The following is a 14,173-nucleotide window of genomic DNA, read 5'->3' as shown; positions in this document are numbered from 1 at the left end:
TAACATTAAGTGAGCTTTCTTAGAAAGATAATATCATAGTATATACTTTATAACAATGAATATAAAGGAAGTTTTGTGATATAAGAAACAGCTAAATCTAAGGCAATGAGAGATGGATAAAGGTTTTGATAATAATAAAAGATCAGTGTCTTCTGTTCATCGAAGAGTTGTGATTTTTGGTGTTGTTTTTATATTAGTTTTTCTTTTCATTGTGGGTATTTTAGGTTTTTTTTATCCACAAAGCTATTTGCAAAAGGCGATATCAATATCTTTTTTGATTCTAGCAATTATCGGTGTTGCAACACTCGTTTTGTGTGGAATGGGCATTTTAAGATATCATGTGTGGTCGCATGAAGATTTTGATTTTAGCATCTTTAATAGGAGCGATGATGCAATTGTAATCTCTGATCTTTCTGGTTTTGTTTATTATTCTAATCAAAACTATCAAAAAATTCTGACCTATAAGCCTGAAGTGTCTTGTTATGTGGTTATTGCTGATCTTCCAGGAGCAGATGCACTCTCGTATCGCTTAAAGGTTGCTGCCTGTAATAATCTTGCAGCGCAAGAGGAATTGAGAGTAGAACAACCAATTTTTACCGATTCTACACCAAAAAAATCTGTTTGGTATAATATTTCCGTGCAGCCTATCACAAAACAGAAAAAAAAGCTTTTATTTTGGCGTATTACTGATATTTCGCATTTACAACAAACGCGAGAAGTTTTTTTCTCGAACCTTCAAGAGGCTATCAATCACTTGGATCAAGCCCCTATTGGTTTTGTATCCGTTAATAGACAAGGAACTATTCTTTATGCCAATGCGATTTTTGCCGAATGGTTTTCAATTGATTTAGCGAATTTCTCAATTGGTCAATATAATTTTGATTCGTTATTTGATAGCGTTGGCGCTAAGAGCTCATGGAGTGATATCTGTTTGCAAACCAACAGATATCAAAGTTCAGGTTACTCTTTACCTTATAGGTTTTCGTTATGTTTAAATTCACACACGACTTGTGAGAAAATATTCCATTGTCTTATATCTGTTTCTTCTCTCTTAGAAGAGGAGGCCATTTATCGTATTGTGATCATTCCACAACAAATACAAAAAGAAGAGGACGATCAATTAAAATTACCCAGTATATTAGGAGAATATTTTGATGCGAGTCCTTTTGCAATAGCCGTGGTGGATCATGCAGGGCAATTGATTCATATGAATAAAGCTTTTTCATCACTCACGGGATGTATGGACAAAGCTGTCAATTTTTATGATGTTATTTCTCGTCGTGATTGTGTGCAGTTAGAGCGTTCTTTTCAGAGAATTGCGACAAATAAAAATTATTTTGTTTCTCTAGAAACTGTTTTAGAAAAAAATGAAGAATGCCATTTACGACTCCATATTATGTCTGTACCGCCTTATCATGGTGATGCATTGCAAGATTTGCTTATTATCTCTGTCATTGAAACAACCGAACAAAAAACACTTGAAGACAAAATGATGCAAAGTCAGAAGATGCAAGCTGTAGGACAATTGGCTGGCGGTATTGCTCATGATTTTAATAATGTTTTAACAGCAATTTTAATGTCGTGTGATCTTCTTTTAAATACGCATCGTAGTTCTGATCCTGCTCATGCTGATCTGATCAATATTAAAAATAATGCTAATCGAGCAGCTGCTCTTGTACAGCAATTATTAGCTTTTTCTAGAAAGCAAACACTTCGACCTGAAGAAGTTGATTTTACTGAATTTTTATCAGATATCCGCAATCTTATTTTACCACTTTTGGGGAATAATATTCAGTTAAAAATTATCCATGGAAGAGATTTGTGGAGCGTTGAAGTTGATCAAGCATCTTTTCAGCGTGTTATTATGAATTTGGTTATTAATGCGCGTGATGCCATGTTAGATGGAGGTATTGTTACGATTGCGACAAACAATATTACAAAGCAACAAAGTGCTGAATTTAATCATCTTGGTTTAGCAATTGGCGAGTATGTGCAATTGACTATTTCAGATACAGGGGCTGGTATATCCGCTGCTATACAAGAAAAAATGTTTGAGCCATTTTTTACAACAAAAGAAGTTGGAAAAGGAACAGGACTTGGTTTATCAATGGTTTATGGAATTATCAAGCAGAGCGGTGGGTACATTTATTGTGAAAGTAAAGAAGGTGAAGGAGCAACATTTCATATTTTTCTTCCCCGTTATATCCCCAATATAAAAGGAGAAATTTCTCAAAAGATTGAAAAAGATGAAGAGAAAGATAAAAATATAGACTTAACAGGATCTGCGACTGTTTTATTGGTTGAAGATGAAGATGCGGTCAGAATGGGGGGGGTAAGAGCTCTTCAAATGAGAGGATATACGGTTTTAGAGGCAGCAAGTGGGGTGGAAGCACTCTCTATTCTTGAGGAACAAAAAGGAGAAGTTGATATTATTGTTTCCGATGTGGTGATGCCAGAAATGGATGGGCCCACTTTATTGAAGGAAGTCCGTAAAAACTATCCTGATATCAAATTTCTTTTCGTTTCTGGATATGCAAAAGATGCCTTTGCTAAAAATCTTCCACAAGATGCTGTTTTTGGTTTTTTATCTAAGCCTTTTACACTCAAACAGTTAGCTGTAACAGTTAAAGAAACACTTTCGTCATAAACAAAAATTTATGCAATAGAAAATTGCGTATTTTAAGATTTTTTAGGCGAAATACGAGAGTATTTTGATAAATAGAGCTTATGATAATGTCATAGAATTGAATAAAGAAGAAAAATTTTAAAAATGAACTAAAATTCAAAAAATTACATATTTTGTGCAAAAATTTATGAAGAGATGGACTCTATTATGTCAATATTTCATAGAGATTTTCAATTGTAGATACTGAGCAAAAACTATGTGTAAAGCATTGAAATATGCTGATTAATAGATTGTTGATACACTCAAAAAGATAAAAGCTGTTGTTGCGTATCGACCATTTTGCTCTTCCCTTCAATAAATGCTTTTAAGGCTTCGGGATAGAGTTTATGCTCTGCTTTAAGAACTCTTTGTGCTAAGCACTCAGCAGTATCATGGGGATAGACTGGAACGGCTGCTTGGGCAAGGATTTTTCCTGCATCCATGTCTTCTGTAACAAGGTGAACAGTGCAACCCGTGATTTTTACACCTGCTTGTAAAGCTTTTTCATGTGTGTTTAAGCCTTTAAATGAAGGCAAAAGAGAAGGATGAATGTTTAAAATTCGTCCTTCATAAAGTTTTACAAAACGTGGTGAGATAAGGCGCATATACCCTGCAAAGCAGAGAAAATCCGGTTTATATTGATTTAAAATTGTAAAAATATTTTCTTCATGCTCTTCTTTTGTTTTGTAAATTTTACGATCAACAATATGAATAGGTAAGTTATGGTTTTGCGCTTTTTCAATACCGTTGGCACGCGGATTATCGCAGATAACCGCAACGATTTCAGCAGGATATGCCGTTTGTTGACTAGCTTGAGCAAGGGCGACCATATTGGATCCATTACCAGAAATGAAAACGACGATTTGTTTTTTCATAAATGCAGTACCCCTTTATAAAGTATTCCTTTATTTTGATCTTGGCATTTTGTTAAAATGCCAAGGGGAGTTACAGTCTCTCCTTTTCTTTCAAGAGCTTGTGTAATTGTTTCAGCTGCATGCTGTGCTACGATAATGATCATGCCAATACCACAATTAAATGTTCTTAACATTTCTGTTTCTTCTATTTTACCTTGTTTGGCAATCCATGAAAATACTGCTGGAACATTGATGTTAGAAAGATTAACTTCAGCGCAGAGAGAGGATGGAAGGACACGTGGAATATTTTCAGGAAAACCTCCACCCGTAATATGAGCAAGAGCTTTAATCCCTTCATATTTTCTCATGATGGGAAGAAGCGATTTTACATAAATGCGTGTTGGTGTAAGAAGTGCTATACCAAGGCTGCTTTCGGGGGAAAAAGGGGCAGGGTCATTCCATTTGAGATAATTTTGCTGGATGATTCGTCGAACAAGCGAAAAGCCATTGGAATGAATTCCAGAGGCGCTTAGACCTAATATAATATCACCTTCTGTCAAATCTTTTGAAGGGAGTAGCTTGCTACGTTCGCATGCTCCAACAGCAAAACCAGCTAGATCATAATCTCCCTCTGCATACATTCCTGGCATTTCTGCAGTTTCTCCTCCAATAAGAGCAGCACCGGCTTGTTTACATCCTTCTGCAATACCGGAAACAATCGCAGCTCCTTGTTCAGGGTCAAGCTTTCCAGTTGCAAAATAATCCAGAAAAAAGAGAGGTTCAGCCCCTTGTACGAGTAAATCATTGACACACATAGCTACAAGATCAATACCTACAGTGTTATGGTGACCTACTTCAATGGCAATTTTTAATTTTGTTCCCACACCATCATTGGCTGCTACTAGGATAGGATCCGTAAAGCCTGCTGCTTTTAAATCAAAAAGTCCACCAAAACCGCCAATTTCTGCATCTGTTCCGGCTCGTTTTGTTGCGCGTATAAAGGGTTTAATTTTTTCTACCATGGCATTACCCATATCGATGTTTACACCGGCTTTTGCGTAGGTAAGACCAGCTTTGGATTTATCCCCAGCCTTGGATTTATTATTTGTAAGATCTTGATTGCTCATTGGAGCCTTCCTTTAATGGAAAATCAGGTTTTGATATTATGCAATGCCATGATAGAGTTCTCTCTGCAAGAGATATTGATAAGAAAATAAGCAACTTTTCTTGTACCTTATTTTGAAGTTGTTTATAATTTTTTGTGAAGAATTTTTTAGGATATTTTATGAGCAAGATATCAGATAATCACGGACAGTCTTCTTGGCAGCTTATGAGAAAGAAAGTGAGTGAGAATACATCTCGTGATCGTTATAAGACTTATGTGCCAGCGTATACTCAATTACCTTTGCCGAATAATATGAAAAGGCAAATCTTTTTTTGGCTTGGTACGCTGATTTTTTTCATTTTTTTTATGTTTGTTTTTGGATCAATTTTGCTTCCTTTTGTGGCAGGGATTGTGTTGGCTTATTTTCTCAATCCCATTGTTCAATTATTTGAAAAATTTGGTATTCGTCGTGTGTTTGGGACTGTCCTTATCACCCTATTTATTGTTATTACCTTTGTTGCTGCTTTAATTATTTTGATTCCTGTTATTAGTTGGCAAATACAGCAATTTATGAGTGATGGTTTACCTGTTTACATTAATCGTATTCAAACCTTTTTTGTTGAGCATGATTTTGATTGGTTAAGGCGCTATTTTGGAAGTGATCCAAATGAATTACGGAATAATATTAAAGGATTTTTGGGAGAAGGTTCGGATTTTATTACGTCTCTTTTGAATTCACTTTTAAAGTCAGGAAAATCAATCGTTAATATCGTTAGTCTATTTGTTGTGGCACCTGTGGTGGCATTTTATATGTTATTAGATTGGCCACGTATGGTAACAGCAATCGATTCGTTAATACCGCGTGATCATCTTGAAACTGTTCGTAGTATTTTTCATGAAATGGATAGAGCTATTGCAGGCTTTGTTCGTGGACAAGGAACAGTTTGTCTCATATTGGGAGGCTATTATGCTATTGGTTTAACGATTGCAGGACTCAATTTTAGTCTTTTGATTGGTATGTTTATTGGTCTTATTAGCTTTGTTCCTTATATCGGCACAATGAGTGGCTTGGTCCTTTCTGTTGGTATTGCATGGGTCCAGTTTTATCCCAATAATTGGGGGGGAATCATCGTTGTGATGGCACTTTTTTTAATTGGTCAGTTTATTGAAGGTTATATCCTTCAACCCAAGCTTGTAGGTTCATCAGTGGGATTACATCCCGTATGGTTGATGTTTTCACTTTTTGCGTTTTCTTCACTCTTTGGTTTTACTGGTATGCTTGTTGCTATTCCTGCGGCAGCGGCTGTTGGCGTTTTAGTTCGTTTTGCTCTTCATACTTATCTGAGTTCTCAGATGTATTCGCGAAGCGGAAATTCGGAGCCGCTAAAATGAATGGGCGTGAAACGCAATTATCTTTAAATTTTCCCTATGATCCGATTTTTCAATTTGAGGATTTAGTGGTAACGGAAAGCAATCGTATGGCTTTTCAGCTTATTGATCACTGGCCCAATTGGAGCTTACCTATTGCAGTTTTGGTTGGTAAAGAAGGCTCTGGAAAAACGCACTTTTCTAATATATGGCTCCAAAAAGCAGATGCTTTCAGGATTCAGCACAATGAAATTGATCAAGCTATTACTATGGCTTCTTTAGGCAGATCATTTTTAATAGAGGATATTGATGCAGGTGAAATCAATGAGACAGAACTTTTTCATTTAATTAACAGTATTAAGCAAGCAAATCTTGATGCACGACAAGCTACTTTATTGATGACGGCACGAACACTTCCTTCCGCTTGGAATTTAATGTTAAATGATCTAAAAAGTCGTCTTAATTCGGTGATGTTCGTTGAAATTAATCAGCCTGATGATGCATTGTTAACAGCTGTTGCATTTAAGCTTTTTTCCGATAGGCAACTTATTGTACATCCAGATACGGTTTATTATCTTGTAAGTCGTTGTGAACGTTCTTTATTTTCATTGAAGCGTGTTATTGATTCTGTTGATCAGTTGGCATTACAAAGAAAAAGAAAAATAACACGTTCTGTTATTGCTGAAGTTTTGAATAGAAGAAATCCGTAAATACTCCTTATCATGGCTTACTTATTCTGTCCTTCTACTATCGTTTCAATACGTGGAAAGACAAGTCATTTAAATTTTCTCCTTTTTGGATATCTATATAACAGTAAAAAATAATATTTTTTACTTTTATCATGTGTTTATTTTAAATAGCTTTGAGATTTTATTGTATGATGTTGAATTCTTTCCATCTTCGCATTTGAAAATTTTTCTAAAAAGAGCGCTTTATTTTATTTATAATAAAATCTTTGTGCTTTGAAAAAATGTTTGTTGTTTATGGATTTGGATTGTAGAAGATTCTAGAATTTTTAATAAAAGCGTCTTTGGGAAGATAGAAAAAGAGAGGAAAAAGCTTAATACAGCTGAATTTTTTGGCTTATGTGCTCTTTGGGAAAGTTTTTCTATGATATTTAAGTCGTTTTTTTCTAAAATTGTATCTGTGGAATGCGTTTTGATACAGTGAGAGCTTGCTTAAAACAGGACAAAAATTATGAAGTCCTTATAGAGAAATTCATTCTTTTTTAATATAGATTGGATTTTCTACGGAGGTTATTTTCTACTACTTGTTAATAAATCTGTTATTGAATAGGGAAAAAGATTTAAAAATGTGCTTTTTTGTAAAGAAATGCAACAAAATTAAAAAAAAGTGTGTTTTTCTCTTGCACTTCTGTTGTGAAAATTTTAGGAAATGTGCATCAAGTAAATGTAAATGGCGGAGCGTAGCGCAGCCTGGTAGCGCACCTGATTTGGGATCAGGGGGTCGTAGGTTCGAATCCTATCGCTCCGACCATATTTGATTGAGTGTGTGAGAATGACCCAATTGGGTACGTGTGGTGAGAAACTATCATTCAAGCGTTGTGTAATCTGAAGGAAAAAGGCATGATCGCACGTATTTATAGTCCTGCTAAGACAGCTATGCAGTCAGGTAAGGGGAATACAGGTTTTTGGATTCTAGAGTATGAGCCGGTGAAAGCGAAAATGCTTGAACCTCTTATGGGGTACACGGCAACGTCTGATATGAATAATCAGGTAAGAATCCGATTTAATAGGAAGGAAGAAGCGATTGCTTTTGCGCGTAAGAATGCTATCTCTTACCGTGTAGAAAAGAAACATACGTCGATTCGACGTGCTATTTCTTATTCTGATAATTTTCGCAGTGATCGGCAGCATTCTTGGACACATTGAATTAAAGATGCTATTTTGAATTGAGAAAATAATCAGTTGGGTCCCGTAGCTCAGCTGGATAGAGCAACGGCCTTCTAAGCCGTGGGTCACAGGTTCGAATCCTGTCGGGATCACCATGTTTAAATGATATTAATAGGCTATAAAAAGTTAGAGAGTTTTCCTTTTATTCTATTAGCTTATTTTTCTGTAAACTCCCGAACCTTTTTGATGTTTTTTGGTTGATTTTGTTGATAAACGTTTTCTGTTGACTGTTTTAGTATAAAATGATGCTGTTTTCTCTTTTTTCAGTAAAAATTGCTTTTGATTGCTGAAACTTTAGCATTGCATATTCTTGCCGCGTGTTGCTACTATATCACATGCTTTAGGAAACAGATTGCAAAAACTCTTTTTTACGAGCTTCTTTTCATCTTTCTGAAAATGAATATTTTATTTCTTAGATTAGATTTAAGCATTGCGGCTAATGCTGGTGAAATTGCCAAAAAACATCTATTGTGATTTTTTTTATTTTTTATGAATAATATTATTACGTTTTTCAGCATGATCTTTGGTAAGATCGATTTTGATTAGATACAAGGCATGATGGATTCGATTTAGAACTGTTTATGATGAGAATTTACAGACGGCACAAGAGGTAGGGAATATCTTCTTGTCTTGGAAGCTGTGATTCATAACGAATTACTTCTTTATAGTTTTTTCGTATAAAAAGTTGTTATATGTGCCGTCCAGATAAGATATTGTTTTTTTCAATGAGAGACACTTGCGGACAATTTGATTTAACATGATTGTCACTTTTTCTCAGGTAGGGTTATAGGTTGCATCAATGTTTAGGTTTTCTTAGTCTTATAGGTTTAAGAATGTATACTGTGTATTTATATGAATGAAGATAGATTGTATCTTAGAGTTAAATTTTTAGATTTCATATTTACATTTTCAAATGTTTTTTCTTATTTCTTTATAGTTTGTACATCATGTTAGAAGTATTTTAATATTGGATAACAATCACATTAAAATGTTATGCAGATGAGATCTGAAGATCTAAACTCACACGGTTCAAGGTGATCATTATTTCAGTAGGAATACAGTGTGAGGAGAATGCCATTTTACAGGCTTTGTTTTAAGAGATATCTCTTAAAGCTCACTTCATGCTGGCGCTCGTGAATGGTACAATGATAAATCCATTGAGCTCCATCATCTTTACACTTATGAAGAAATAAGCTGACACTATCATATACTTTGCCTATTTGTTAGCCTCCGATGTTGCAATAGATCTTAGCACTTGAGGCATTTATCGGCATTTTTGTGCTTTTTTATACAATTTTTACTTAATACTAATTTCTCTTATGACGTGTAAGAGAGACGGTTTTGTTTGATTCAATATAAATTAGGTTTGAAATGAGAAAACATTACGATATTCGGATTTCTCATTCAACATGGCAAACAATAAAACATGATTATAAATTAATGTATTTTTAGAATGAAAAAATTTGCTTTTATCGTGTTTTTTTACTATTTTTAATATTTTATTATAATCTGTAATTGGTAAACTCAAAATACAGCTCTAAGGTTAAGTGTTTTATATCTATCGAAGTGACTGTGGTTATATCTAACTGTTTGGACAACAAGTGTATACCAATAGACATGAAAGAATTAAGAAAAACAGGGGATAGATCAGGAAATAAACAATATTTTTTAGAACAGAAGCCTATGCTTGTCGAAAGAATTTTAAAATCCAACTTCTAATCTGTTGCAAAATGATGTTGTTATTACGTTTGTGATACTTTTAGATGGCTTCCCCCAAGAGGCGCTATCAGAACGTAAAAAATATTAGAACACTCCCTAAGGCATGCCCTTTGTAGAGGCATGTTGCAAAATCTTATTTCCGAACCTTTATTTACGCATCCCGCACCTTGGAAGAATACGATAATTCAATAATTTATTTATACTATAAAGTTGAATGGTGGGCGTGACAGGGATTGAACCTGTGACCCCTACGATGTCAACGTAGTGCTCTCCCGCTGAGCTACACGCCCATTCATTGATGTTGCATACACCATATAGAATGCCAAACGTCAATGCCTAATTTCATTTTCTCTTTCAACAGATGCAAATAACTTTAAAAATACTTTTTAAGCAGCGATAAGGATCTTTTCAACTTCATTGACGAGTTCACGTAAGTGAAATGGCTTAGAGAGAACCTTTGCATCAGGAGGGGCATCACTATTTGAATTGAGTGCTACTGCTGCAAAACCTGTAATGAACATTACTCGTAAATCAGGGTCAATCTCAGTAGCACGTCGTGCAAGTTCGATTCCGTCCATCTCTGGCATCACAATATCAGTCAGGAGAAGGGAAAATGGCTCTTCTTGTAAACGTTCATATGCGCTAATACCATTATCGAAATCGGCGACTTCGTAGCCTGCACGTTCTAAGGCCTTTACGAGAAAGCGACGCATATCGTTATCATCTTCTGCGAGCAGGATTCGTTTCATGATTATGTTCCAATGGCTCCATTTGTCAGAGTTTTGCCGCATCAATTATACAATATAGAGTATTTAGAAAAAAGATGGTAAAATGCTCATAATTGAAATGAATGGCAAAATGGTTAATTCTTACATTCTTATTCAGAATACAGCATATTCGTTGTGAGTTGGTTAAATTCGAAATATATGTGATTTTGAAAAAAGAAGGGGGGCTCTAAAACTTCTAAGATGATTCATTGCTATCTTTTCTTTTAAATTTGCTGATTATTATCAGAATTCCATTAAAAAACTTATGAAAACCATTATTGTAGGGACTTCCTATATCGAGAAATTAAAAGAATATTATGTTAATTTATTGTTTTTAAAAAGTTCTCCTAAGAAATAGAAATTTTATAGTTATTTGTTTTTATAGAGATTTGTAATAAATATTATAAATGCGCTTTATTTCCAGTTTTTTTCCTTAAATAGATGAAAAATATTATTTTTCTAGATATAATATTAAATGAGCATTTTATAACAAATCAAAAATAGTATTTTGATGCTTTATTTATAAATATGTATCATGTTATATTAAGATAGATTTATTATTTTTATTTATATAAGTAGTTTTTTATTAAGTTATTTTTTATGATATAAAATAATATTGTTTAATGTAATGATATACTTTGTATATTAGTTTTTTTATTAGAATGCGTGGTGAATATTTAGGTCATGGCTTGTTTGTAGAGGCTAGAAAACGAATCATATGAGTGGTTGGAAAGTAAAACCCATTATATTAAAAAGTGTCTGTAGATCCAATGCTCGTAGAAAAATTCTTTTTTGATGGGGCGGAGCGGAAATTAAGGTTTAGTGTTATTTTACAGATACATTATCGGGAATAAATGCATCAAATGCAGCCCAAAATTGCTTTTTATAATCTTCGTTAACCATAATTGTATCCAGTTCAGCGCCTGTAATAGTAATACTTTCTGTCAGACGTGTGTGTTGGCATAATTGCTGCACTTCAATGTTGTTTGCAATATTATTTTGATTGGCAAGAATAAAGAGTGTTGGGATTTGTAAATCTCCATGAAGTACATTTCTCTTCACAGAATCAATCGCATTAAATACTGATGCTATCCATTGGTATGTTGGGGGCTTAATGGAAGAGAGCGGCACTTTATGTATGTGTCCCAATTGTATATTTTTTTGTTTTGTTTTGTTTAATTTTTTACCATCTTTCGCTGGTATAAAGCCAAGACCTATATCAGAAAGAAATTGTGTTAATTTATGTTGAAAACCATTTGTTTTATTGCCGAATGGAGCAAAAAGGGGAGAAACACAGAGCAATCTATTAAACTGATGATTAATGAGATCTAATCCGCTAAGTGCTATCAATCCACCTATGCCGTAGGCAAGCATAGAGTAAGGTGGCGGACAATTAGGATAAACAATATTTTTAAGAAATTTATATAAGTCATTAATATCGTTATTTATATCAAAATAATGATGTCTGTTTTGTTTTCTTATCTTGAGGGATGTTTTTTCTTGATCAAACCAGTCAAATATTGCTGTATGAAAACCGCGTTTAGAAATTTCATTTATTAATAAAAAATATTTTTCTAAAGCATTTGCGTAGCTTTTGAGAATAACAATTGTTCCCTTAGATTTTTCCACCTCAGGATATGTTATAGCAAAACGAATTTCATGATCTATTGCTATTTTAAGAGTACCATGATGGACATTAAGAGGAGTGGCCCCCCAGTCTATGGGATAAAGAGGTGTTTCCAATTGAAATCCTTTACAGTGTATTTGCTGCTTAGTGCTTTGACATTTATGTAATGAAGAAAAAGGATTTAAAAAGGGGTATATTGCTTTTTAGATAGTTTTTATCAATTTAGGTCCCAAAGAGTTGAAATAAAGAAAAACGATTACTAGATAATATAGTGCGGTTGCCATGATGGGGCCGCAGGTTCACAAGTAAGTTTGCCATGTGGGAACTTTGTGAATTAGTTATAAATTATAGTCGCTCTAGAGGAGGGCAATATTATGCGTCAAGTAGATTTTTCACCATTTTATCGTTCCACAGTAGGTTTTGATCATCTTTTTAACTGGTTTGATTCTAGAACACAACCAGACGAAGTTTCTTCTTATCCCCCTTATAATATCGAGCGTTTAACTGAAGATTCTTATAGAATTTCTATGGCTGTTGCTGGTTTTTCTCAAGATGAAATTGATATTGAAACGCATTGTAACCAGCTGATCGTTAAGGGAGACAGAAAGTCTAAAAATGATGATGAAGAGCGAGAATTCCTTTATCGAGGTATTGCTTCGCGTGCTTTTGAACGGCGTTTTCATTTAGCTGATCATGTTAAGGTTATTGGGGCAGAACTTGGAGATGGACTTCTTCATATTCAGCTTAAAAGGGAAATGCCAGCTGAATTAAAACCTAAAAAGATAACCGTACAGATGTCACCATCCATTACAAAAAATGATAACAGCGACATTATCGTGTAAAGAAAATTTAGAAAATATGAGATCGAATAATTATAAATTTTTCTGAAGAATAAAAAACGCGAGACAAAAGGTCTCGCGTTTCGTATGTGTTTTCCTAAGAACGAAGCGCATTTAAATAAAACAGCTTATCTCGAATTTATGATAAAATATCATTGCACATTATTCTATGTTGAAGAAAAATTTCATGTGTGTGCAATTGAAATGCATAATAATTCACTTTTTAAGTAAGCTTATTTTATAGCATTTTAAAAATGGTCGGAGCGGCGGGATTTGAACCCACGACCCCTTGACCCCCAGTCAAGTGCGCTACCAAGCTGCGCTACGCTCCGAGTTTGTGTAAAACGATTAAATGACTGTTTCTTTAAAGGCAAGAGAAAAAATAAACAGAATAATCTAAAATGCTCTTGCACTTAGAGCTTTTGAAAGTAAAAATTTTGGACATCAATATTTTGTTGTTAATTCAAGATAAATAACGAATTTGTAAAATTCTTTGTGATCATTAAATTTTTAGCACTATAGTTAATAGATGTATGCATTTAATTACTTTTGAGATTGTGAGGGGGGTAAGATTGGTGACTTTAGGGGTATGAATTGGAGCAAATGAGTGCGGAAGGTATATTTTTTTTCTTACCTAATCGTTACTTTTCTAAAAAGATAAAGATTTTCAAAAGAAGAGGAGTGAATGTATGGTTTTGAAAAGTTTTCGTTTTTTTAGAGTTTTTATAGATGAGGTATTTTGCATTTTATGTGGACAAAAAATTGTAAGTTCTGGATTATATAATCACAAATCTCATTTTACGGGTATGTATTTTTATCCAAATAAACAAGGTCAGAATGCTTTAATTTATGTTTTGTTTTTTTTCTGAAATATCAGATAAAATATTATAGAGGAAAAACTTTCAAAGTGTCTATTGAACTAAGAAAAGAGTAAACTATGAGCCGTTTTTCGGTAATAAATTTGACGCAAGCAGCAGTGGATCGTGTTAAAGCGATTATGGATGCAAAAGATGCACAGGGTATTCTTGTTGGTATCAAAAAAGGTGGTTGTGCAGGGATGGAGTATACAATTACTCTTGTCAAAGAAAAGGGGATAGATGCGGATGTTGTTGAAGTGAATGGTGCCCGTGTTTTTGTAGCACATGATGCGGTATTATTTTTATTAGGGACGCAGATGGATTATGAAGTGACAACGCTGCGGTCTGGTTTTATCTTTAAAAATCCTAATCAAGTTTCAGCATGCGGGTGTGGAGAATCGGTGGAACTTCGTCCTGCTACGCAGGATCAATATAAAACAAATTGAGCTGAGCTAAATT

General features: G+C 34.2%; 10 protein-coding genes and 4 tRNA genes. 8 read left to right on the top strand and 6 right to left on the bottom strand.

The window, feature by feature from the left end:
- The first annotated feature begins 112 nt into the window (after positions 1-112).
- Positions 113-2,647: a response regulator gene (locus tag ACFILN_RS04335; RefSeq protein WP_375670964.1), complete on the top strand. Its 2,535-nt coding sequence runs from the start codon at positions 113-115 to the stop codon at positions 2,645-2,647.
- A 281-nt stretch (positions 2,648-2,928) separates the two neighbouring features.
- On the opposite strand, the gene purN is transcribed toward ACFILN_RS04335, so the two are convergent.
- Together purN and purM are read right to left on the bottom strand one after the other, a co-directional pair.
- The gene (gene purN / locus ACFILN_RS04330) at positions 2,929-3,540 is read right to left on the bottom strand and encodes a phosphoribosylglycinamide formyltransferase (RefSeq protein WP_375613082.1); all 612 of its coding nucleotides are present in this window, start codon (positions 3,538-3,540) and stop codon (positions 2,929-2,931) included.
- Positions 3,537-4,646 carry a phosphoribosylformylglycinamidine cyclo-ligase gene (purM, locus tag ACFILN_RS04325; RefSeq protein ID WP_273791171.1) on the bottom strand — a complete coding sequence of 370 codons (1,110 nt, stop codon included), beginning with the start codon at positions 4,644-4,646 and terminating at the stop codon, positions 3,537-3,539. Before purM ends, purN begins: the two co-directional genes overlap by 4 nt.
- Before the next feature lie 158 nt (positions 4,647-4,804).
- On the opposite strand from purM, the gene ACFILN_RS04320 reads away from it, so the two are divergent.
- From ACFILN_RS04320 to ACFILN_RS04300, 5 genes are all read left to right on the top strand, one after another.
- Positions 4,805-6,016: an AI-2E family transporter gene (locus tag ACFILN_RS04320; protein WP_375667819.1), complete on the top strand. Its 1,212-nt coding sequence runs from the start codon at positions 4,805-4,807 to the stop codon at positions 6,014-6,016.
- Positions 6,013-6,702 (top strand): DnaA regulatory inactivator HdaA, encoded by a 690-nt coding sequence (gene hdaA / locus ACFILN_RS04315; RefSeq protein WP_273791169.1) that lies wholly within the window; start codon positions 6,013-6,015, stop codon positions 6,700-6,702. Before ACFILN_RS04320 ends, hdaA begins: the two co-directional genes overlap by 4 nt.
- A 710-nt stretch (positions 6,703-7,412) precedes the next feature.
- A tRNA-Pro gene (locus ACFILN_RS04310) sits at positions 7,413-7,489 on the top strand.
- Positions 7,490-7,578: 89 nt separating this feature from the next.
- Complete coding sequence (locus tag ACFILN_RS04305; RefSeq protein ID WP_273791168.1) at positions 7,579-7,884, top strand: ETC complex I subunit; 306 nt, start codon at positions 7,579-7,581, stop codon at positions 7,882-7,884.
- Positions 7,885-7,923: 39 nt separating this feature from the next.
- Positions 7,924-8,000, top strand: a tRNA-Arg gene (locus ACFILN_RS04300).
- Positions 8,001-9,839: 1,839 nt separating this feature from the next.
- Here ACFILN_RS04300 and ACFILN_RS04295 read toward each other — a convergent pair.
- The 3 genes from ACFILN_RS04295 to ACFILN_RS04285 form a co-directional block, all read right to left on the bottom strand.
- A tRNA-Val gene (locus tag ACFILN_RS04295) sits at positions 9,840-9,914 on the bottom strand.
- 96 nt (positions 9,915-10,010) lie between these two features.
- Complete coding sequence (gene cpdR / locus ACFILN_RS04290) at positions 10,011-10,373, bottom strand: cell cycle two-component system response regulator CpdR (protein WP_005773448.1); 363 nt, start codon at positions 10,371-10,373, stop codon at positions 10,011-10,013.
- Between the two features lie 843 nt (positions 10,374-11,216).
- Positions 11,217-12,134 carry an alpha/beta hydrolase gene (locus ACFILN_RS04285; protein WP_375670962.1) on the bottom strand — a complete coding sequence of 306 codons (918 nt, stop codon included), beginning with the start codon at positions 12,132-12,134 and terminating at the stop codon, positions 11,217-11,219.
- A gap of 258 nt (positions 12,135-12,392) precedes the next feature.
- Between ACFILN_RS04285 and ACFILN_RS04280 the strand changes: the two genes are divergently transcribed.
- On the top strand, positions 12,393-12,860 hold the full coding sequence (locus ACFILN_RS04280; protein ID WP_273791398.1) for an Hsp20 family protein: 468 nt from the start codon (positions 12,393-12,395) through the stop codon (positions 12,858-12,860).
- Between the two features lie 252 nt (positions 12,861-13,112).
- On the opposite strand, the gene ACFILN_RS04275 is transcribed toward ACFILN_RS04280, so the two are convergent.
- Positions 13,113-13,189: transfer RNA gene (locus ACFILN_RS04275), tRNA-Pro, on the bottom strand.
- 605 nt (positions 13,190-13,794) lie between these two features.
- Here ACFILN_RS04275 and ACFILN_RS04270 point away from each other — a divergent pair.
- The gene (locus tag ACFILN_RS04270) at positions 13,795-14,160 is read left to right on the top strand and encodes an iron-sulfur cluster assembly accessory protein (protein ID WP_273791397.1); all 366 of its coding nucleotides are present in this window, start codon (positions 13,795-13,797) and stop codon (positions 14,158-14,160) included.
- The last annotated feature ends 13 nt before the right edge of the window (positions 14,161-14,173 follow it).

The organism is Bartonella sp. CL434QHHD, from assembly GCF_042195145.1.
In the GTDB taxonomy this organism is placed as follows: Bacteria; Pseudomonadota; Alphaproteobacteria; order Rhizobiales; family Rhizobiaceae; genus Bartonella.
Note: the sequence above shows the minus strand (reverse complement) of the source record. Positions and strands in the feature narration are given on the sequence as shown.